18 protein-coding genes and 1 pseudogene are annotated in these 20,514 nt (G+C 63.7%); 9 read left to right on the plus strand and 10 right to left on the minus strand.

Going from position 1 to position 20,514, the window contains the following annotated elements; all coding sequences use genetic code 11:
* The first annotated feature begins 46 nt into the window (after positions 1-46).
* The 5 genes and pseudogenes from X742_RS155750 (at position 47) to X742_RS01000000170095 (ending at position 5,428) form a co-directional block, all read left to right on the plus strand.
* Positions 47-1,051, plus strand: a complete 1,005-nt coding sequence (locus tag X742_RS155750) for an ABC transporter ATP-binding protein (RefSeq protein ID WP_023772217.1) — start codon at positions 47-49, stop codon at positions 1,049-1,051.
* A 52-nt stretch (positions 1,052-1,103) separates the two neighbouring features.
* Complete coding sequence (locus X742_RS155745; RefSeq protein ID WP_023772218.1) at positions 1,104-1,874, plus strand: L-iditol 2-dehydrogenase; 771 nt, start codon at positions 1,104-1,106, stop codon at positions 1,872-1,874.
* A 164-nt stretch (positions 1,875-2,038) separates the two neighbouring features.
* Positions 2,039-3,517 (plus strand): mannitol dehydrogenase family protein, encoded by a 1,479-nt coding sequence (locus X742_RS155740; protein WP_023772219.1) that lies wholly within the window; start codon positions 2,039-2,041, stop codon positions 3,515-3,517.
* 15 nt (positions 3,518-3,532) lie between these two features.
* Positions 3,533-4,216 (plus strand): HAD-IA family hydrolase, encoded by a 684-nt coding sequence (locus X742_RS155735; protein WP_023772220.1) that lies wholly within the window; start codon positions 3,533-3,535, stop codon positions 4,214-4,216.
* Positions 4,213-5,428: pseudogene (locus tag X742_RS01000000170095) on the plus strand (FGGY family carbohydrate kinase). Before X742_RS155735 ends, X742_RS01000000170095 begins: the two are co-directional and overlap by 4 nt.
* 11 nt (positions 5,429-5,439) lie before the next feature.
* Here X742_RS01000000170095 and ugpC read toward each other — a convergent pair.
* From ugpC to X742_RS155705, 6 genes are all read right to left on the minus strand, one after another.
* Positions 5,440-6,525: a sn-glycerol-3-phosphate ABC transporter ATP-binding protein UgpC gene (gene ugpC / locus X742_RS155730; protein ID WP_023772223.1), complete on the minus strand. Its 1,086-nt coding sequence runs from the start codon at positions 6,523-6,525 to the stop codon at positions 5,440-5,442.
* A 2-nt stretch (positions 6,526-6,527) separates the two neighbouring features.
* Complete coding sequence (locus X742_RS155725; protein WP_023772224.1) at positions 6,528-7,574, minus strand: NAD(P)-dependent alcohol dehydrogenase; 1,047 nt, start codon at positions 7,572-7,574, stop codon at positions 6,528-6,530.
* Positions 7,575-7,589: 15 nt separating this feature from the next.
* The gene (locus X742_RS155720) at positions 7,590-8,402 is read right to left on the minus strand and encodes a carbohydrate ABC transporter permease (RefSeq protein ID WP_023772225.1); all 813 of its coding nucleotides are present in this window, start codon (positions 8,400-8,402) and stop codon (positions 7,590-7,592) included.
* Positions 8,399-9,265: a sugar ABC transporter permease gene (locus X742_RS155715; protein WP_023772226.1), complete on the minus strand. Its 867-nt coding sequence runs from the start codon at positions 9,263-9,265 to the stop codon at positions 8,399-8,401. Before X742_RS155715 ends, X742_RS155720 begins: the two co-directional genes overlap by 4 nt.
* Positions 9,266-9,383: 118 nt before the next feature.
* Positions 9,384-10,655 (minus strand): extracellular solute-binding protein, encoded by a 1,272-nt coding sequence (locus X742_RS155710; protein WP_023772227.1) that lies wholly within the window; start codon positions 10,653-10,655, stop codon positions 9,384-9,386.
* Positions 10,656-10,896: 241 nt separating this feature from the next.
* The gene (locus X742_RS155705) at positions 10,897-11,814 is read right to left on the minus strand and encodes an AraC family transcriptional regulator (protein ID WP_023772228.1); all 918 of its coding nucleotides are present in this window, start codon (positions 11,812-11,814) and stop codon (positions 10,897-10,899) included.
* 240 nt (positions 11,815-12,054) lie between these two features.
* On the opposite strand from X742_RS155705, the gene X742_RS155700 reads away from it, so the two are divergent.
* Together X742_RS155700 and X742_RS155695 are read left to right on the plus strand one after the other, a co-directional pair.
* Positions 12,055-13,458, plus strand: a complete 1,404-nt coding sequence (locus X742_RS155700; protein WP_023772229.1) for an MATE family efflux transporter — start codon at positions 12,055-12,057, stop codon at positions 13,456-13,458.
* Positions 13,459-13,607: 149 nt separating this feature from the next.
* On the plus strand, positions 13,608-14,525 hold the full coding sequence (locus X742_RS155695) for an NADP-dependent oxidoreductase (protein WP_023772230.1): 918 nt from the start codon (positions 13,608-13,610) through the stop codon (positions 14,523-14,525).
* Positions 14,526-14,667: 142 nt separating this feature from the next.
* Here the strand turns inward: X742_RS155695 and X742_RS155690 are convergent, their stop codons facing one another.
* The 4 genes from X742_RS155690 to speB form a co-directional block, all read right to left on the minus strand.
* The gene (locus X742_RS155690; RefSeq protein WP_023772231.1) at positions 14,668-15,315 is read right to left on the minus strand and encodes an amino acid ABC transporter permease; all 648 of its coding nucleotides are present in this window, start codon (positions 15,313-15,315) and stop codon (positions 14,668-14,670) included.
* Positions 15,312-15,968 (minus strand): amino acid ABC transporter permease, encoded by a 657-nt coding sequence (locus tag X742_RS155685; protein WP_023772232.1) that lies wholly within the window; start codon positions 15,966-15,968, stop codon positions 15,312-15,314. Before X742_RS155685 ends, X742_RS155690 begins: the two co-directional genes overlap by 4 nt.
* Positions 15,969-15,974: 6 nt before the next feature.
* Positions 15,975-16,778, minus strand: coding sequence for a transporter substrate-binding domain-containing protein (locus X742_RS155680; protein ID WP_031240273.1), 804 nt, complete (start codon positions 16,776-16,778; stop codon positions 15,975-15,977).
* Between the two features lie 68 nt (positions 16,779-16,846).
* Complete coding sequence (gene speB / locus X742_RS155675) at positions 16,847-17,908, minus strand: agmatinase (RefSeq protein WP_023772234.1); 1,062 nt, start codon at positions 17,906-17,908, stop codon at positions 16,847-16,849.
* Between the two features lie 210 nt (positions 17,909-18,118).
* Here speB and gcvA point away from each other — a divergent pair, with 210 nt between their 5' ends.
* Both gcvA and pncB read left to right on the plus strand, forming a co-directional pair.
* Positions 18,119-19,090, plus strand: a complete 972-nt coding sequence (gene gcvA, locus X742_RS155670; RefSeq protein WP_023772235.1) for a transcriptional regulator GcvA — start codon at positions 18,119-18,121, stop codon at positions 19,088-19,090.
* A gap of 119 nt (positions 19,091-19,209) precedes the next feature.
* Positions 19,210-20,514: a nicotinate phosphoribosyltransferase gene (gene pncB, locus X742_RS155665; RefSeq protein ID WP_023772236.1), complete on the plus strand. Its 1,305-nt coding sequence runs from the start codon at positions 19,210-19,212 to the stop codon at positions 20,512-20,514.

A 20,514-nucleotide genomic window follows, 5' to 3' on the forward strand; every position in this document is an offset into this window, starting at 1 on the left:
AATTGCCTGAAGGAATCGGCGAAAAACAGCCCTCGGGGAGGAAACCATGGGAAACATCACGCTCAAGAACGTCTCCAAGTCCTTTGGTTCGACGTCCATCATCCCCGGCCTCGACCTGGTGATCGAAAACGGCGAGTTCGTCGTTTTCGTCGGCCCGTCGGGTTGCGGCAAGTCCACGCTACTCAGGCTGATCGCCGGCCTTGAGGACACCAGCGGCGGCACCATCAACATCGATGGCCGCGACGTCACCGGCGAGGCGCCAGCCAAGCGCAAGCTTGCCATGGTGTTCCAGTCCTATGCGCTCTACCCGCATATGACGGTGGCCAAGAACATCGCCTTCCCGCTGAAGATGGCGGGCGAGGACCAGGCGACCATCGACAGGAAGGTGAAGGACGCGGCGCGCGTGCTCAACCTCACCAATTACCTCGAACGCCGTCCCGGCCAGCTCTCCGGCGGCCAGCGCCAGCGCGTCGCCATCGGCCGCGCCATTGTGCGCCAACCCTCGGCCTTCCTGTTCGATGAGCCGCTGTCCAACCTCGACGCGGCACTGCGCGGCACCATGCGGCTGGAGATCAGCGAACTGCACCATCAGCTCAAGACCACGATGATCTACGTGACCCACGACCAGGTCGAGGCCATGACCATGGCCGACAAGATCGTCGTGCTCAACGCCGGCAACATCGAGCAGGTCGGCTCGCCGATGGAGCTCTACAAGACGCCGAAGAACCTGTTCGTCGCCGGCTTCATAGGCTCGCCCAAGATGAACCTGATCGAAGGCGCGCCGGCTGGCAAATATACCGCCAAGACCATCGGCATCCGGCCCGAACATATGCAGATCTCGACCACGGCGGGCGACTGGAAGGCGACGGTCGGCGTTGCCGAGCATCTGGGCTCCGACACGTTCCTGCACGTTCAAGCCGACGGCGTCGGGCCGCTGACGGTGCGTGCCGACGGCGAACTGGCGGTTCGCCATGGCGACACCATCTATCTCACCCCTGACCAAGCCAAGTTGCATCGCTTCGGCGCTGACGGGAAGGCGATGGCCCAGTGAGGATGGGCCAGTGAGGATGGGCCAATGAGGATGGGCCGGTGAGGATAGGACAGTGAGGCTGCAAGGCAAATCGGCGCTGATCACGGGATCGGCGCGAGGCATCGGCAGGGCTTTCGCCGAAGCCTATGTGCGCGAGGGTGCCACTGTCGCGATCGCCGATATCAACCTTGAAGCCGCGCAGAAGACGGCCGCCGCGATCGGCGACAATGCCTATCCCGTGAAACTCGACGTCACCGATCAGGCATCCATCGATGCCGCGGTGAAGGCGGTGGAGGACAAGGCGGGCGGTCTCGACATCCTGATCAACAACGCCGCTCTGTTCGACCTAGCGCCGATCGTGGAGATATCTCGGGCGAGCTATGAAAAGCTTTTCTCCGTCAATGTCGCTGGCACGCTGTTCATGCTGCAGGCAGCCGCCCGGTCGATGATCGCGCGGGGCAAGGGCGGCAGGATCATCAATATGGCAAGCCAGGCCGGGCGTCGCGGCGAGCCGCTGGTCGCGGTCTATTGTGCCACCAAGGCCGCGGTCATCTCCCTGACCCAGTCGGCCGGGCTCGATCTGATCAAGCACCGCATCAACGTCAACGGCATCGCGCCCGGCGTCGTCGACAGCGATATGTGGGACGAGGTTGATGCCTTGTTCGCCAAATACGAGAACCGGCCGAAGGGCGAGAAAAAGCGGCTGGTCGGCGAAGGCGTGCCTTACGGCCGCATGGGCAAGCCGGAAGACCTCTCCGGCATGGCCGTGTTCCTCGCCAGTGACGAGGCCGAATACATCGTTGCCCAGACCTACAATGTCGATGGCGGCCAATGGATGAGTTGAAAAGAACGATTTGAGGGGGACGGCGCCTCTTTCTTTCCTCCGGAGAAGGCGCCGCGGGGGCGGGTGAGGGGCCGCATGCTGGAACACCAGGTGCGGCCCCTCACCCTCGCCCTCCCGAAGGAGGCGAAACAGTCGGGCTGCAAATCGGCCAAAGGGTAAAGCAGATGACCGTGAAACTTTCTTCCTCGAGCCTCGCCGGGCTTCCGCCCAAGGTCGCAGGTCCCAACTATGACCGCTCGGCGCTGAAAGCCGGCATCGTGCATTTCGGTGTCGGCAATTTTCACCGCTCGCACCAGGCCGTCTATCTCGACGACCTGTTCGGTCAGGGCATCGGTCATGATTGGGCGCTGGTCGGCGCCGGCGTGTTCGACGGCGAGAAGATCGGCCGCGGCAAGCTTGAAGAGCAGGACTGGCTGACCACCGTGGTCGAGCAGGACGAGGGCCATATGAGCGCCCGCGTCACCGGCGCGATGATCGATTTCCTGATGCCGGGCGATGCCGGCGCCATCATCGATCGGCTGGCCGACCCGGCGATCAGGATCGTTTCGCTGACCATCACCGAAGGCGGCTATTTCATCGACCCGGCTTCCGGCGTCTTCAACCCGACCCATCCCGACATCGTTGCGGACGCGCAGCCGGGCGCCACACCAAAGACTGTGTTCGGCATCATCCTGGCCGGGCTGGTGCGACGCCGCGAGGATGGTATCGTGCCGTTCACCGTGATGTCCTGCGACAACATTCCCCACAACGGTCATGTCACGTCGGATGGCGTCATCGGCCTTGCCCGCCTGATCGACGAGGATCTGGCGAACTGGGTCAGCGACAAGGTCGCCTTCCCGAACGCCATGGTCGACCGCATCACGCCGGCAACCAGCGACCGCGAGCGCAAGATCCTCGCCGACGATTTCGGCCTCGAGGACAATTGGCCGGTGTTCTGCGAGCCGTTCCGGCAATGGGTGCTGGAAGACCATTTCACCGATGGCCGCCCGGCGCTGGAAAAGGTCGGCGTGCAGTTCGTCAAGGACGTCGCCCCTTATGAGCTGATGAAGATCCGCATCCTCAATGGCGGCCACGCCACCATCGCCTATCCGGCCGGGCTGATGGACATCCACTTCGTCCATGAAGCGATGCAGGAGCCGCTGGTGCGCGGGTTCCTCGACAAGCTCGAGCACGATGAGATTATCCCGACCGTGCCGCCGGTGCCGGACACGATGCTGGAAGACTATTACCAGCTTATCGAGAGGCGCTTCTCCAATCCCAAGATCGGCGACACGGTGCGCCGGCTCTGCCTCGACGGGTCCAATCGCCAGCCGAAATTCATCATCCCGACCATTGCCGACCGCCTGAAGGCCGGCAAAGGCGTTGCCGGACTGGCGCTGGAATCGGCCCTTTGGTGCCGTTACTGCTTCGGCACGACGGACAGCGGCGCCGTCATCGAGCCCAACGACCCCAGCTGGGACCGGCTGAAGGCAACGGCGAAGGCGGCAAAGGACGCGCCCGCCGCGTGGCTTGCGATGGACGATATCTATGGCGATGTCGGCCGCGCCGCCGCCTTCGTCGAGGCCTTCGCCCACGCGCTCAACGTGCTCTGGGCCAATGGCACGCGCACCACGCTGACGCGCTATCTCGCCAGCAAGCTCTGAGAGCCAGCCGGCATCATGACGCCTGAACTGGTCATCTTCGACTGCGACGGCGTGCTGGTCGACAGCGAGGCGCTCTCCGTTTCGGCGCTGCTCGGCATGATCGAACTCGCGGGCGGCAGTCTCGGCGAGGACGCTGCCTACGAGCATTTCCTAGGCAAGAGCATGAAAAGCGTGCGCGAGATCCTCAGCCGCGACTTCGGCCTGGAGATCACCGATCAGCATCTCACCGCCATGCGTGTCGACCTCATGCGAAAGTTTCGCGAGGAGCTGAAGCCGATCCCCGGCGTCAAGGAGATGCTGTCGAACCTCGGCCTGCCGTACTGCGTCGCCTCTTCCGGCACGCTGGAACGCATTCGTTACGCGCTCGATGTCACCGGTCTGCTGACGCTGATGGAGCCACATCTGTTCAGCGCGGCCATGGTTGCCAAGGGAAAGCCGGCGCCCGACCTGTTCCTCCACGCCGCCGCGACCATGCGAGCCCATCCGCGCGGATGTCTCGTCATCGAGGACAGCCCGGCCGGTGTCGCCGCCGCACGCGCGGCAGGCATGCGCGTCCTTGCCTTTACCGGCGGCGCGCACGCCGGCAATCCGGGATTGAAAGCGCGGCTTGCGTCGACCGAACCGGACTTTATATTCGCTGACATGCTGCAATTGCCCGATCTGATTGCAGGCCTGGGAGCGAGAGTTAGAGCATCTTGACGAAACAGTTTGTCTGCGCGGTCGATGTCGGCACCGGGAGCGCTCGCGCGGGCATTCTCGACGCCAGTGGCGCCTTGCTCGGCCGTGCCGAGCGGCCGATCGCCATGAACCAGCCGAAGCCCGATCATGCCGAGCACGATTCGCGCGATATCTGGACCGCCGTCTGCACAGCCGTGCGTGCAGCGCGGGAAAAAGCCGGCGTCGCAGCCGGGGATATTGCCGGTATTTCCTTCGATGCCACCTGTTCTCTGGTCGTGCGGGACAGGCAAGGCGGCCAGCTCAGTGTGTCGACGAGCGGCGATAAGCGCTGGGACACCATTGTCTGGCTCGACCACCGCGCCATCGCCGAGGCCGACGAATGCACGGCGAGCGGCCACGAGGTGCTGAACTATATCGGCGGCGTCATGTCGCCCGAGATGGCGACGCCGAAGCTGATGTGGCTGAAGCGAAATCTACCGAAGACATGGAATGAAGCCGGCTATCTGTTCGACCTGGCCGATTTCCTGACCTGGCAGGCAACGGGCTCGCTGGCCCGCTCGCAATGCACGCTGACAGCGAAGTGGACTTATCTGGCGCACCAGGACATCGCATGGCAGCGCGACTTCTTCGAACTCGTCGGCCTCGACGATCTTTTTGACCATGGCAATCTGCCCGAAAAGGCAAGCCCGGTTGGCGTCGATATCGGCCCGTTGACAGCGCAGGCAGCGGCGGAACTCGGCCTGACCGAGAACTGCCGCGTCGGCGCAGGCGTCATCGATGCCTATGCCGGGGCGCTTGGCGTGCTCGGCGGCTTTGCCGGCGACGACCAGAATATTGGCCGCCATCTGGCGCTGATCGCAGGCACATCCTCCTGCGTCATGGCGATGTCGCCCGACCCGCAGCCTTTCGCCGGCGTATGGGGCCCTTACTACGGCGCCGCGCTGCCGAAGCTGTGGTTGTCGGAGGGTGGCCAGTCGGCGACCGGGGCGCTGCTCGACCATATCATCCGCTGGCACGGCGCCGGCGGCGAGCCGAACGCGGCCATGCATGCCAGGATCGCCGCGCGCGTCGCCGAACTGCGCGCCGCCGAGGGCGAGAACCTNCTGCCTTGCCATGCAGCAGGGCGGCAAGACACGCGCCGCCAACCCGGCGGCCGGCGCCCGCTTCGATCGCGACTACCGCATTTTCCTGGAAATGCACCGGCAGCGGCAGGTGCTCGACGCCATCCGGTAGGTTTTGGCGCTCTATTGCTTGCGCAGGGACGCGCCCGATGTCGCGTCGAACAGGTGGATCGCTTCCTCCTCGAACGCATAGCGGACGGGAGCATGCAGCACCGGGCATTCGCGCGCCGGAACCAGAGCGCTGATCTCCTTGCCGCCGGAGCCGAAGGTCACCAGCGCGTCATTGCCATGGAATTCGATGAGATCGGCAGTGCCTTGCAATATGCCGGCGGCGCCGGCGCCGGCCGTCTTCAGGTCCGGCGGGCGGATGCCCAGCACGGCGCGACCGCCCGGCTGGAGATGAAAGCCCGCCCCGTCTATCGAAAGCACCGTTCCAGCGCCGGTCAGCGTCCAGCCGTTGCCGGCCCGGGTGACCGTCACATCGACAAAATTCATGTTCGGCGTGCCGATGAAGCCGGCCACGAAAATATTGCCCGGCCGCCGGTAGATTTCCGCTGGCGAGCCGATCTGCTCGATGACGCCGTCCTTGAGCAGCACGATGCGGTCGGCGAGCGTCATCGCCTCCAGCTGGTCATGGGTGACATAGACAGTTGTGGTCTTCAGCGACTGGTGCAGCCGCGCGATCTCGACGCGCATATGGTTGCGCAATTTGGCGTCGAGATTGGACAAGGGCTCGTCGAACAGGAACACCTTGGGCGTCTTGATCATGGCTCGGGCGATCGCCACGCGCTGCTGCTGGCCGCCGGAAAGTTCGGCCGGCTTGCGGCCGAGATAGGGATCGAGCCCCAGCGTCCTAGACACTGCTTCTACCCGCTTGCGGATCTCGGCCGCCGGCACCTTCTGGCGCCGCAGCCCGAAGGCGATGTTGTCGAAGATCGTCATGTGCGGATAGAGCGCGTAGTTCTGGAACACCATGGCGATGCCGCGATCCCCCGGATCGAGGTCGTTGACCACCTTGCCTCCGATCGAAACCTCGCCGCCGCTGATGTCCTCCAGACCCGCCAGCATCCTGAGCAAGGTCGACTTGCCGCAGCCGGACGGGCCGAGGAAGACGACAAATTCGTGCTCTTCAATGCTGAGGTTGAGATCGCGGATGACCGTGGTGGCGCCATAGGCCTTGTCGACATGGGAGCAAACGATCGCGGACATTGTCAGCCCTTTTCGCCTGTAAGCAGGATCTGCAGCTTGACGTCCTGCGGGTTGCCTTCGGCGGCCCGTTCGAACGCCTGGATGCTGTCGGCGAAATCATAGGTGCCGGTGATCAGGGGCTTGAGGTCGACCTTGCCGGAGGCGATGAGTTGCAGGGCGCGGTCGAAGATGTTGGCATAGCGGAACACCGTCTCGATGCGCACTTCCTTCGAGATCGCCGCCGGCACGTTGAGGGTCACCGGCTCTACCGGCAGCCCGACCAGCACCACCGCGCCACCTGGCCTCACGACATCGAACAGGTCGGCGAAAGCCTTGGGGCTGCCGCTCGCCTCGAAGACGATGTCGGCGCCCCAATTGTCGGTCGCGGCCGCGACGGCATCGACCAGCGACTGCTCGCCGATGTTGACCGGCACGATGCCGGCATATTGCGCTGCGATCTTCAGCTTGGGCGCGGAAAAATCGGAAATCAGCACTTTCGAACAGCCGCCGGCAAGGGCGGCAAGCGCGATCATGATGCCGATCGGGCCGCAGCCGACGACGACGGCGACATCGCCCGGAACGATCCGGGCGCGGCTTGCAGCCTGCATGCCGATGGCGAAGGGCTCGACCATGGCGCCCTCGGCGAAGGAGACATTGTCGGGCAGCCTGTAGGTGAAAGCCGCCGGGTGCACCGCATAGGGAGCAAGAATGCCATGCACCGGCGGCGTCGCCCAGAAGGTAACGTCAGGGTCGACATTGTAGATGCCGAGTTTTGTCGCGCGCGACGACAGGTTCGGCACGCCGGGCTCCATGCAGACGCGGTCGCCGACCTTCAGACTCCTGACATTGGGGCCGACCTCGACGATTGTGCCGGCGGCCTCGTGGCCGAGCACCATCGGCGCCCGCACGACATAGCTGCCGATGGCGCCATGCGTATAATAGTGCACGTCGCTGCCGCAGACGCCGACCGTGTGGATGGCGATCCTGACATCGTCGGGTCCGACATCGAGTGGCAACGCGATCTCGCGCAGCGACAGTTCGCCTTTTTTCTCAAGTACCAAAGCCCGCATCGGGTCGTCCTCACTTCAAGTCTTTTTTTGCCGGAAAACGGAATTCAGGAAACCGCTGAGCACGCCGAGGAAAAGCAGCGGCGGCAGCGACAGGAGCACGACCGAGGCGTTCAAGATTCCCCACGGCACGTTCATGCCTTGCTGGGAGAGTTCGGACGCGACGATCGGCAAGGTCTTTGCGTTGGAACTCGACAGCATCAGCGCGATCAGGAACTCGTTCCAGACCAGCACGAAGCTGAAGGCAACCGCGCCGATCAGCGAACGGGCAGCCACGGGTAGCGCGATCCGCCAGAACACCGCGTAAGCGCCGTAACCATCGACGAAGGCGGCTTCCTCGATTTCTTTCGGCACGGCCTGAAAGGCCGGAATGGCCAGCCACATGATCACCGAGATGGTGAGCAGGGAATAGGTGACGATCAAAGCCGGCAAAGTGTCGTAGAGGCCGATTTGCAGCCAGATCACCATCAGCGGGATCGCCACCGCCACCGGCGGCAGGAAACGCAGCGACAGCACGAAGAACTGGATGTCGCCGGCCCAGCGGTTGGGATAGCGCGCTACGGCGTAGGCCGCGGGCAGGCCAAGCACGACGCCCATCAGCACGGCCGTGCCGCAAGCGATGACCGAATTGTAGAGGCCGGTGATGACGCTGTCGCGGCCAAGGATGTAGCTGATATTGGCAAGCGTCGGCGTGAACACAAGGCGGGGAACGCGGGTGATGATGTCGACGCTGTTCTTCAGTGAATTGAGCGCCGTCCACAGCAGCGGGAACACGGCCAGAAATCCGGCGAAGGCCAGGACGGCCTTGGCGATGATGCGACCGGCCTTCATGCCTGCACCCGCTTCCACAGCATGGTGAAGGTGATGACCGTGGCGATCATCATCAGCACGGCCATGGCCGAGGCGTAGGAGACCTTGCCGGACTCGATGAAGCCTTGCGAGAAGGCGTACATGTCGAGCGTTTCGGTCGCCACGCCGGGGCCGCCGCGGGTCATCACATAGATGAGGTCGAAGGAGCGCAGCGACTCGATCATCTTGACGAACATAAGGCTGATCAGCGGCGCCTTCAGCATCGGCAAGGTGACGTAGGCGTGGATCTGCCAGCGCCGGGCATGGTCGAGCCTGGCCGCCTCGATCGGCTGCGGCGGCAAGGTCTCCAGCAGCTTGAGCACGATGACGGCGAAGAACAGGCCCCATTGCCAGACATCGACCGAGGCGACGGCGAACAGCGCCGTCGCGGGCTTGGACAGCGGGTCGAAGATCAGCCCGCCGGTTAGCAGCCGGTAGGGGTAGGTGGCGATTCCGTAGAGCGGATGGTAGGCGAACTTCCACACGAAGGCGGCCGAGACGCGCGGCAGCAGCACCGGGATGATGAACAGCAGGCAGTAAAGATTGCGCAGGCGCGGCGACGCGACCTCGAACATCAACACGCCCAGCCCAATGGCCACTGCCATTGTCGCCACGACGGTGACGATCTCCCACTTCACCGACACCCAGACGGCGTTGACGAAGCGGCGGTCGGAGAATAGATCCAAAAAGTTCGAGAACCAGACCCAGGAATAGGCCGTCGAGCTCAGCTCGCGGTTCTGCAGGGCGATGATGACCGCGTAGAGCGTCGGCACCATCGACAGGACCAGCAGAATGACCAGTGTCGGCACGACAAAGGCGACCGGCAGGGATGAACGTCGAGGCATTGGTCTCAGGCCTTGCTGTGTCTTTGATATCTGGACGTGACTGGTGGGCCCTCCTGCGACGCACAGGATCCAGCAGTCCCGAGACTGCCGCGAACCGCGCGCCGCAAGAGGGAGGGACCTACTTCTTCACCAGCTCATTGGCATAGGCCTCGAGCTCGTTGAGGCTGCCCTTGACGTCGGTGCGCGTGCCGGCGATCAATTCCTCGAGGATGATGCCCCAGCGGTCGCCGAGATCCGGCCAGCGTGGGTCCTGCCAGAAGTTCACCGCCGTCACCTTGCCGGTTTCGGCAAGCGCCTGGCCGAGATCGGCGCCGTAGATATCGGCGAACTCCTTGCTGGACAGGATGCTGGTGCGGTTCAGCTCACCGAATTGGTGGGCGTCGAGCCGGCGCTTCTCGTTTTCCTTCGACGTCGCCCAAGCGATGAACAGGCCGGCGCATTTCTTCGAAGCGTCGTCGGCATTGGCTTTTGCCGCGATGGCAAGGCCATGGCCGTAACCGCCGCCGGGGAGTGGCGAGGGCGGCGGCAGGAAGCCGATCTTACCGACCACTTGCGAGGTTTTCGGGTCGACCGCCATGCCCGAAAGCGGCGTCGATTCGACGAGGATCGCGACCTGGCCCGACAGGAAGGCGCCGGTCGATTCGTCCCAGCTGCCGGTCTGCGTGCCGGGTGCCGAATCCTTGAACAGCTTCAGATAGGTCTCGGTCGCCTTGACCGCGGCCTCGGAATTGAAGGCCGGCTTGTCGCCATCGAACCACTTGCCGCCATAGGCCTTGAAGAACGGCATCCAGCGCCAGACATTGGCGCCCGAGCCGCGTGCGCCGCGCAACGCGATGCCATACATGCCCTTGTCGGCATTGGTCAGCTTCGGCACGTCGGCGATCAGCTCGTCCAGCGTCTTGGGCGGCTGGATGCCGGCGGCCTCCAGCACGTCCTTGCGGTAGACCATCAGGTCGCCGCCGCCGGTCAGCGGCGCGAACCAGACCTTGCCGTCATAGGTGGCAACCTTCTGGCGGCCTGGGTCGAAGTCGGCATAGTCGTAGTCAGCCGGATAAAAATCGGTCAGCGGCACGATCCACTTCGACGAGGCGAAAAGCGCCACATTCGCTTCATCGACATAGTAGACGTTGTAGTTGCCGACTGTGGACGCGTCCGCGCGCGACTTGGCGCGGCGATCGTTCTCGTTAAGATAATCAATCTTGAAGCCCGCGCCGGAGAGCTTCTCGAACTCGGCCTTTGAGTCCTCCAGAAGCGTCAGGCCGTCGCGTGGCTGCGCCAGCACCTTGACCGGTGCCGAACAGACCGGCGCCTGCGCCAGGGCTAGGGTTGAAACGGTAGCGGAAAGCACGAAAGCTGCGCCAAGGCTGGCAGCGAGCCGAACTGGTTTCATGATCTTTTCTCCTCCAGGAATACGTGGCGGGAAACGCAGGTCCTCGGGTTGCGCGATCCTCACCATCGCCCGAACGACATGCCACCCATCGCCAAAATGCGCGGTTGCGATGGGCCAAGCTAGAAGCCCCGTTGCAGCAGACCTGTACTTTTATGCATTGTGCAGCGCAAAAATCGGCGTCCACATACGGGGCGCGTCACACGAGTATCGATCTGGTCCAAAATGGTGATTCAGGATGCGCTTATGCGCGCATCGCCAGACGCTGCCGCGACAGCTTGCGATAGGATGTCGGCGTCATCTTGTGCTTGCGCAGGAAGGCGCGGTTGAAGTTGGAGATGTTCATGTAGCCGACCTGGAAACAGATGTCGGTGATCGGCACATCGGTGTCGGCCAGCAGCTTGCACGCCTGCCATAGCCTGAGCTTGGCAAGATGGTCGCTGAACGAATTGCCGGTGTTCTTCTGGAAGAACCGCGAGAAGGTGCTTTCGCTCATGCCGGCCAGCTCGGCCACGTCAGGCAGCTTCAGGTCCTCGGCGAAATGTTGGAACAGATAGGTCAGGGTGCGCTGGATGATGTCGAGCGAGGCGGCGTCGAGAACCGGCTGGAAGTTCGGTGATGACAACAGCTCATACTCATCGGTCCGGGCCAGCAGGTCGACCAGTTCGAGGAACAGGCAGAACCGGGCCAGCCCATGCACCGTACCCATCCGCTCCATCAGCGCGGCGCCTTCAAGCGCGGTCCCGCCGTGGAAGACCATGCCGCGCAGCGACCGTTCCAGGAACGGCTCCAGTTCGCGCAATTCCGGCAGCATGTCAGCCGATCCACGCAGCCGCTCGGGATCGAATTGCAGCACGATGTCGCGACCCTCGATCAACTCGCCTGGCTGCACCGCGGTGACCCAGTCATGCGGCAGGCCGCCACCGACGATGGTGAGGTAGCCCGGCCCGAACTCGCCAATATGGTCGCCGACCAGGACCACGCCGGAGGATTTCCGCAGCAGGTGGATCTCGTATTCCGGGTGGAAGTTCCAGACATTGCGCTCCCAGGGATAGTCGTCCAGCCGCCACAGGAAACTGTCGCTCACCTCGGTGACGATATGCTCGAAGGAAGGCGCCGTGCGCGGGATCGCGGCCGTGTTCTTTCTGGGTTTGAACGCCATCCTGCCTCCCACATTCGCCGTTGCCGAGTTTTTATCCGTAGCAGCCCGGGCCGGCAAGGGAGCGAGGCGACGCCTCCCGGCAATGGCGCTGGCTCAATCTGTTCTCGCGCCCCCTCCCTTGCCTTCATGTCGCATTTCGTTCAAGAGACGGCGCAAACGCCGCGAAACCGAAGGTTTTGCCGTTTGCAATGCGGCTTCCGGCTCTTTGCCGACGCGCCGCAACCTTGAAAGAGCAGGACAATGTCCGCGATCGAAGCCGGCGCTCGCGCGCCGGAAAATCTTTGGCGTCAGGAAATCAGGGCGACGCTGGCGCTGGCCTGGCCGATGGTGCTGACCAATCTCGGCCAGACGGCGATGACCGCCACCGACGTCATGATGATGGGCCGCCTCGGCGCGGACACGCTGGCCAGCGGCGCGCTGGGCGCCAACCTGTATTTCATGCCGCTGATCTTCGGCCTCGGCCTGATGCTGGCGACTTCGCCGATGATCGCCACCGAGCTTGGCCGCCGCCGCTATTCCGTGCGTGACCTGCGCCGCACCGTGCGCCAGGGCCTGTGGCTTGCGATCCTGATCTCGGTCCCGATCTGGCTCGTGCTGTGGCAAGGCGAGGCCATCCTGCTGGCCATGGGCCAGGAGCCGGCGCTGGCGCGCCAGGCCGGCATTTACCTGCGCTGGCTGGAGTGGGCGGTGCTGCCCTTCTACGGCTACATCGTGCTGCGTTCGTTCATCTCGGCGCTGGAGAGGCCGGGCTGGGCGTTGGTCATCGTCTTCGTCGCCGTGGCTTTCAATGTGTTCGCCAACTGGGTGTTCATGTTTGGCAATCTCGGTGTTCCGGCCATGGGCATCGCCGGCTCGGGCCTTGCCACCTCGCTGTCCAGCACGCTGATGTTCGCCGGCATGGCTGTCGTGGTGATGTGGGAGAAAAAATTCCGGCGCTATCACCTGTTCGGCCGCTTCTGGCGATCCGACTGGCCGCGCTTCAAGGGCCTGCTGCGGCTCGGCCTGCCGATCGCCGGCATCCTTGCTTTCGAGGTGACGATCTTCAATGCCGCCGCCCTGCTGATGGGCCTGATCGACGCGGATTCGCTGGCCGCGCACGCCATCGCCATCCAGATCGCCTCGATTTCCTTCATGGTGCCGCTCGGCCTCAACCAGGCGGTGACGGTGCGGGTCGGGCTTGCCCATGGCGCCGGCAATCCAGAAGGTGTGTCGCGTGCCGGCTGGACCGCCTTCGTCATCGGCGTTTCCTTCATGGCGCTGATGGGGCTGGTGATGGTGCTTTGGCCGCATCTCCTGATCAGCGCCTTCATCGACCTTGGCAATCCTGCCAATGCCAGGGTGATCGCGCTTGCCGTTTCGTTCCTGGTTTTCGCCGCCCTGTTCCAGGTCTTCGACGGCGCGCAGGCGGTGGCTGCCGGCATGCTGCGCGGCCTGCACGACACCAAGGTCCCGATGATCTATGCCGCGATCGGCTATTGGGGCGTCGGCCTGCCGCTCGGCGTGCTGCTCGCCTTCCATTTCGGCTTCCGCGGCGTCGGCATCTGGATCGGCCTGTCTTCGGGGCTGGCCGTGGTGGCGGCGCTGCTTCTGGCCCGCTGGCTGCGGCGCGACCGCATCGTTCCGTCAGGCGCGTTCGGACATTGATCCAGGTGGCCGGTTGCCAGCCTGCCGTCATGTCCTAAAATTGCCGCTCACTAACCGGCGCCTTCAGATCGGCCCACGGACGCCCGCTAAGAGATAGGCCCTGAGCGGAAACGTTTCCACCAAGAGACAAACGACCGAGGAGAATTATCATGAAGGCAATTGTGGTGACGGACCAGGCTGCGGGAACGGCCGGGATGAAGCTGGTGGAGCGGCCTGAGCCGCGGCCAGCGATAAACGATGTCGTCGTTCAGGTTCATGCTTCGGGATTCGTCCCGACCGAGCTGGCATGGCCCTCCACCTGGACCGACCGCCGCGGCCTTGACCGAACACCGTCGATCCTTGGGCACGAGCTGGCCGGAGTTGTCATCGCACTCGGCTACGGCACAACGGGACTGTCGGTAGGTCAGAGAGTGTTCGGCCTCGCCGACTGGCATCGCGATGGAACGCTCGCGGAGTATGTAGCCATGGAAGCACGCAACCTAGCGCCGCTGCCGGGCGACGTCGACTTCACGGTGGGCGCGAGCCTGCCGATCTCGGGTCTCACCGCGTGGCAGGGACTCTTCCACCATGGCCGCCTTCAGGCGGGGCAGAGCGTCCTCGCGCACGGTGCGGCCGGCGCGGTCGGGTCGATGGTGACGCAACTTGCACGAGAGGCCGGCGCCTATGTCATCGGCACTGGACGCGCCTCCGACCGTCAGACGGTGCTCGACTTTGGCGCGAATGAGTTCGTCGACCTCGAGAACGACGCCCTCGAAGATGTGGGCGAAGTCGCTCTCGTATTCGATGTGATCGGCGGGGAAATCGGCAAGCGGTCCGCCGGCCTGATCCGAGCCGGAGGAACACTGGTGTCCGTCGTCGGACCGACAGAGGCGCGGCCTGCCGACGGCTTGGCGGTCGACTTCGTTGTCGAGTCCGATCGTGCCCAACTGAGCGAGATCGTCCAGCGGGTGCGGGACGGACGACTGCGGACAAACATTGGCAACGTTTCGACCCTCAACGACGCCGTAGCCGCATTCAACCCTACCGAGCGACGCACTGGGAAGACGATCATCCGCGTTCGTCCGTGATTTGAAATGGCGAAGAGGCAAGAGTCCTCCTCCGGCCGCTGAAGCATCCAGCATGATCGAATGGTCTCAATGGGCATCCGAACGGTAAACACCGGGAGTTTGCGGTCGCCGTCGAGGTTGCTCCACGCAACATGCTCTCGGCTCAGCGAGCCGCCGCTCGTTGTTCGAGCCGCCGCGCATACTGCGTCAGCGGAAAGCATAGGGCGAAAAAGATCAGCGCCACCAGCCCATAGACCTTGAACGGTTCGAAGGTAGCGTTGTTGATGGCGTTGGAGGTTCGCACCAATTCCTCGAAGCCGATGATCGAGGTCAGCGCGGTCGACTTGATCAGCTGCACCAGGAAACCGACCGTTGGCGCGCGGGTGATCGCGAACGCCTGCGGCAGGATGATCAGCCTGAGCTCCTGCAGATAGTGCAGGCCGAGGCTGGCGCCGGCATCCCATTGGCCCAATGGCAGCGCATCGACGCCAGAGCGCCAGATTTCGGCCAGATAGGCGCTGGCGAAGAAGGTGAGGCCGAGCACCGCCGCCGTCCACGGCTCGATACGCAGGCCGAGCATCGGCAGGCCGAAGAACATCAGGAACAGCTGCATCAGCAACGGCGTTCCCTGGAACAAGGCGATGTAACCGCAGGCAACGCGCCGGCTCCATTTATTCTCTGAGATCCTCAGGAACAGCACCGCCATTCCGACCAGCGCGCCGCCGACGAAGGCGGCCAGCGACAAAAGTACGGTCCAGCGCGCGGCAAGCAGAAGGTTGCGCACGATGTCCCAGAGGGTGAACTCGATCATGACACCCCAGCTCCGAGCGCGCGGCGGCCGCCTGCAACCAGCAGCCGCCGCAAGGCCATCGACATCAAGAGATAGACCAGCGTCACGACGAAATACGTCTCGAAAGAACGGAAGGTGCGCGCTTGCAGCATGTCGGCCTCATAGGTCAGCTCGCGTACAGCGATCTGCGACACCACGGCTGATTCCAGCATCATGATGACGATCTGGCTGGTCAGCGCGGGGTAGATGATCTTGAGCGCCTGCGGCAGCACGATCTTGATGAACAGCTGGCGCGGCCTCAGCCCGAGCGCCAGGGCTGCTTCCGTCTGCCCGTGCGGCACCGCGTCAAGGCCAGCGCCGACGATCTCGATCGTGTAGGCGGCCATGTTGAGCGTCATCGCCAACATGGCGGCCAGGATCGGATCGAGCCTGATGCCGAGGCTCGGCAGGCCGAAGAAGATGAAGAACAGCTGCACCAGGAACGGCGTGTTGCGCATCACCTCGACATACCAGCCGATGGCCCGGCGCAGCAGCGCCGGGCCGCTTCGCCGCCCGGCGGCACCGAGGATGCTGAGCAGCGTGCCCGCAAGCGTGGTGACGGCGATCAAAAGGATCGTCGTCGCCGCGCCGTGCGCGATGTCGCCCACGGCACCTGGAAGCCAGCCGAAGGCCACGTCGACTCAATCCTTGAGGTTGTCGGGGTTCAGCGGCGTCTTCAGCCAGGCCTTCGAGCTTTCGTCCAGCTTGCCGTCGGCCAGCATCTTGGCAATGGCGTCGTTGACCGCCTTCTTCAGGGCGTCCTCGTTCTTGTTGAGGCCGATATGCGACGGCGAGGTCAGAAGCTGGAACTTCTGCTCCGGCTTCAGCGCATCCTGCTTGGCCAGCACCTGCGCGCCGACATCGTTGCCGACGACCATCAGCTGGGTCTGGCCGGAGATGAAGGCCTGGATCACCGAATTGTAGTTATCGAAACGCTTGATGTCCGCCGAGGCCGGTGCTGCTTCGGTTAGCGAGGTGTCTTCCAGCGTGCCGCGATTGACGGCGATCGACTTGCCGGCAAGATCTTCCTTGCCTTTGACTGGCATTGCCGCCGGACCGATCACCGCGATGTAATAGGGCGCGTAGGCAGCGGCGAAGTCGATGACCTGCTCGCGCTCTTTCGAGTAGCCGACGCTCATCAGGATGTCGACGCGATGGTCGTTCAAATAGGGGATGCGGTTCTGGCCGGTGACGGCAACGGTGTTGAGCTTCACCTTGAGCGTGTCGGCGATGTACTGCGCCACATCCATGTCATAGCCCTTGAGGCTCATGTCGGCACTGGCTGAGGAGAAGGGCGGGAAATCGGCGAAGACGCCGACATTGATGGTGCCGGCCTTGGTGATGTCGGCCAGCGCGTCGGCATTGGCGGCTTGCGGGGCGAAGCCCGCTAACCCCAGGAGCAGAACGGCGGCGATGGATGATTTGAGGTGGATTGTCATTGTCATTCCCCTTCTGGAAGCTTTTGATTGTTTGGGTCGGGCGCCGGCTCCAGTGCGGCGGCCGCCTTTCTTTGTCAGGCTCCCTTGCCTGATACTGCCGGGCTGAACACCATCAGGCTCAGGATCTCGAACAGCACCTGCGCGCCGGCGTGCGCGGTGTTGGTGGTGGCGTCATATTGCGGCGCCACCTCGACGACATCGCCGCCGACAATGTTGAGGCCTTTGAAGCCGCGCAGCAGTTCGAGCACTTCGCGCGTCGTCAGGCCGCCGACTTCCGGCGTGCCGGTGCCCGGTGCGAAGGCCGGATCGACGCTGTCGATGTCGAAGGAGACATAGGTCGGCCCGTCGCCGACTATTCTGCGCGCCTTCTCGATGATGGCGGGAATGCCGAGACCGGTCACCTCCTCGGCATGGACCACGGTCATCCCGGACTCGTAGGTGAACTCCCACAGATATTCGGCCGAGCCGCGGATGCCGATCTGGATGGTACGCGTCGGATCGAGCACGCCGTCCAGCACCGCGTTGCGAAACGGGCCGCCATGGTGGAATTTGGTCAGGTCGAACAGGCCGCTGGTATCGCAATGGGCATCGATGTGGATCAGCCCGACCGGCGCCTTCTTGCCGACCGCCTTCAGGATCGGGTGGGTGATCGAATGGTCGCCGCCGACCGACAACGGGATGACCCCGGCGTCGACGATCTGGTTGATGCGCCGCTCGATATCCTCATGGCTGGTCTCCAGCCGGTAGCGGCTCTGGAACGGAACGTCGCCGATGTCGGCGACCCTGAGTTCATGCGTCGGCGCGCATTCCAGCACGTGATTGTAGGGGCCGATGCGCTCGATCGCCCGCAAGGCGCGCGGCCCGAAGCGCGAGCCCGGCCGGTTGGTGACGCCGAGATCCATCGGCACGCCCGTTATCGCCACCTGCAGATCGCCGAAGTCCGGATTGTCAGCCGATATTTCGCGGTAGGGCGCGGCAAGGAAGGTCGGGATGCCGGAATAGGGCGCCAGCCGCGTGCCGCTCTTGGAAAAGATTTTGTCGGCGACCTTGCGGAATTTCGGGTCGAACATCTCGCCGCCATGGCTTTCGCCATATTTGCGACGCAGCGCATCGAGCTTGCCGCGATCATATCCCATATCCGCTCCTCCTCGGCTGATGCAGTCGTGCCGGCGGTGACCTCGGGCGAACCGACCGTCATCCGGCCGGGCCGTTGTCCCGCCGGCTGGCTGCAGATTTCACGTCTTGATGTTGTCTTGGGGTAAAGTGTCCGGCAGCCGCTTTGAAAAAGCAATTGATATTGTTAGGGTGGCTCCTGTGAGAAAAGCTCACAATAAAGCCGAGCATTCATGGCCAAGCGCCTGCCACCTCTCAACCCGCTGCGCGCCTTCGAGGCCACGGCCCGCCATGCCTCGCTGACCAAGGCGGCGAGCGAACTGAATGTCACGCACGGAGCCGTCAGCCACCAGATCAAGGCGCTAGAGCAATCGCTTGGGGTCAAGCTGTTCGAGCGCGTCGGCCAGCGGGTCAAGCTGACCCCGCATGGCGCCGAACTTTTGCCGGCGGTATCGGTCGCCTTCGACGGCATCGCCGCCGCCACCCAACGTCTGACGCGGCCGGCAAGCAGCGGCGCGCTGTCGGTGTCCTGCGTGCCGGCCTTGCTGCTCTTGTGGATGACGCCGAGGCTGGGCAGCTTCACCGCGCAATATCCTGACATCCAGCTGACGCTCATTCCCTCCAACGATCCCAGGGATATCCGGGCGCCGCATATCGATGTCTGCGTGCATTATGGCGATGGCAGCTGGACCGATTGCTGGATGCGCAAATGGTCGGGCCTGGAGCTGTTCCCGGTGGTCAGCCCGACGCTGATCAACAACCGGCCGATCCGCAATGTTCGCGACCTCGCCGACCATGTCTTGCTGCATGGCGACGATGGCCGCGAGTGGCACACCTGGCTGGCCGCCGCCGACGCGCTGGAGCTGGAGCGCGGCCGGCGCCATCATCTCGGCGATGCACGCATGACGACGGAAGCCGCCGTCCATGGCCACGGCGTGGCGCTGGGCGACTCGGTGACGGCAAGCGCCCTGCTGGCCAGGGGAATGCTGGTCGCGCCGTTCAGCCTGTCGGTGCCGGCGGTCGACGATTTCTATGTCGTTTGCCGCAACGAAATGCGGGCGACGCCGATCGTGCAGGTGTTCATCGACTGGCTGTTCGCCGAGAAGGCCGGGGATGACGGCCGCGCCGACGCTCCGGTCGCGGGCCGCCTCGTCACCCGCCGCAAACGTCCCGCGCTCAAGGTGATGGGCGGCAAACCCTCGTAGCCGCACGCAGGGCGTTCTTTTTGTCGGGCCAGCCTGAAAGCGGGCAGCGTTTTTGCGAATTCGATGCTATGAGGCCTGTCGCGATTGTGGTTGGCAGGCAGCGAAGGCGGTGACGAGATATGGCCAGGACCGATATTGCGCGGCGCGTCTATAACCACACCTGGAAGCTCGACCCGATCGTGCGCAGTTTGCTCGACACCGACTTCTACAAGCTTTTGATGCTGCAGATGATCTGGGGCATGTACCCCAAGGTCGACACCACCTTCTCACTGATCAACCGCACCACCTCGGTGCGGCTCGCCGACGAGATTGATGAGGGCGAGCTGCGCGAACAGCTCGACCATGCCCGCACCTTGCGCTTCTCAAAGAAGGAGATGATCTGGCTCGGCGGCAACAATTTCTACGGCCGCAAGCAGATTTTCGAGCCGGAGTTCCTCGCCTGGCTGGAAGGCTTCCGGCTGCCCGGCTATGAGCTTTCCAAGCGTGACGGCCAATACGAGCTCTCTTTCTCCGGCCCCTGGATGTACACCACGCTTTGGGAGATCCCGGCGCTCGCCATCATCAATGAATTGCGTTCGCGTGCCGCTTTGCGATCGTTCGGGCCTTTTACGCTCGACGTGCTCTATGCCCGCGCCAAGGCCAAGATGTGGGCCAAGACCGAACGGCTGAAGGCGCTGCCCGGCATCCGCATCTCGGATTTCGGTACCCGCCGGCGCCATTCCTTCCTGTGGCAGCGCTGGTGCGTCGAGGCGCTCAAGGAAGGCATCGGCGAAGCCTTCACCGGCACCTCCAACGTGCTGCTGGCCATGGACAACGATCTCGAAGCGCTCGGCACCAACGCGCATGAACTGCCGATGGTGTTCGCGGCCCTCGCCAATTCGGAAAAAGAGCTGAAGCAGTCGCCCTACAAGGTGCTGCAGGACTGGCAGCGCTACTATGGCGGCAATCTCTTGATCGTGCTGCCCGATGCCTTCGGCACCGCCTCGTTCCTGCGCGACGCGCCGGACTGGGTCGCCGACTGGACCGGCTTCCGCCCCGACAGCGCGCCGCCGATCGAGGGCGGCGAAAAAATCATCGATTGGTGGCGCGAGAAGGGCAAGGACCCCAGGCAGAAGCTGCTGATCTTTTCCGACGGCCTCGAGGTCGAGACCATCGAGGAGACCTACCGTCATTTCAAGGGCAAGGTGCGCATGTCTTTCGGCTGGGGCACAAATCTGACCAACGACTTCGAAGGTTGCGCGCCGACGCAGACCAACAGCCTCGACGCCATATCGCTGGTCTGCAAGGTCACCGAAGCCAATGGAAGGCCGGCGGTGAAGCTGTCCGACAATCCGGCCAAGGCGACGGGCGATCTCAAGGAGATCGAGCGGTATTTGAGGATTTTTGGGCAAAAGGATCGCGTGGAGCAACTCGTCAAGGTTTGA

This window comes from Mesorhizobium sp. LNHC229A00, from assembly GCF_000502415.1.
Classification (GTDB): domain Bacteria; phylum Pseudomonadota; class Alphaproteobacteria; order Rhizobiales; family Rhizobiaceae; genus Mesorhizobium.

Bases quoted from the DNA above. Each gene is read 5' to 3' on its own strand.
- X742_RS155740 (WP_023772219.1), top strand. From the start codon at position 2,039: ATGACCGTGAAACTTTCTTCCTCGAGCCTCGCCGGGCTTCCGCCCAAG.
- X742_RS155700 (WP_023772229.1), top strand. From the start codon at position 12,055: ATGTCCGCGATCGAAGCCGGCGCTCGCGCGCCGGAAAATCTTTGGCGT.
- X742_RS155735 (WP_023772220.1), top strand. From the start codon at position 3,533: ATGACGCCTGAACTGGTCATCTTCGACTGCGACGGCGTGCTGGTCGAC.
- pncB (WP_023772236.1), top strand. From the start codon at position 19,210: ATGGCCAGGACCGATATTGCGCGGCGCGTCTATAACCACACCTGGAAG.
- X742_RS155690 (WP_023772231.1), bottom strand. From the start codon at position 15,315: ATGATCGAGTTCACCCTCTGGGACATCGTGCGCAACCTTCTGCTTGCC.
- X742_RS155750 (WP_023772217.1), top strand. From the start codon at position 47: ATGGGAAACATCACGCTCAAGAACGTCTCCAAGTCCTTTGGTTCGACG.
- speB (WP_023772234.1), bottom strand. From the start codon at position 17,908: ATGGGATATGATCGCGGCAAGCTCGATGCGCTGCGTCGCAAATATGGC.
- X742_RS155720 (WP_023772225.1), bottom strand. From the start codon at position 8,402: ATGAAGGCCGGTCGCATCATCGCCAAGGCCGTCCTGGCCTTCGCCGGA.
- X742_RS155680 (WP_031240273.1), bottom strand. From the start codon at position 16,778: ATGACAATGACAATCCACCTCAAATCATCCATCGCCGCCGTTCTGCTC.
- X742_RS155725 (WP_023772224.1), bottom strand. From the start codon at position 7,574: ATGCGGGCTTTGGTACTTGAGAAAAAAGGCGAACTGTCGCTGCGCGAG.
- X742_RS155705 (WP_023772228.1), bottom strand. From the start codon at position 11,814: ATGGCGTTCAAACCCAGAAAGAACACGGCCGCGATCCCGCGCACGGCG.
- gcvA (WP_023772235.1), top strand. From the start codon at position 18,119: ATGGCCAAGCGCCTGCCACCTCTCAACCCGCTGCGCGCCTTCGAGGCC.
- X742_RS155710 (WP_023772227.1), bottom strand. From the start codon at position 10,655: ATGAAACCAGTTCGGCTCGCTGCCAGCCTTGGCGCAGCTTTCGTGCTT.
- ugpC (WP_023772223.1), bottom strand. From the start codon at position 6,525: ATGTCCGCGATCGTTTGCTCCCATGTCGACAAGGCCTATGGCGCCACC.
- X742_RS155715 (WP_023772226.1), bottom strand. From the start codon at position 9,265: ATGCCTCGACGTTCATCCCTGCCGGTCGCCTTTGTCGTGCCGACACTG.
- X742_RS155695 (WP_023772230.1), top strand. From the start codon at position 13,608: ATGAAGGCAATTGTGGTGACGGACCAGGCTGCGGGAACGGCCGGGATG.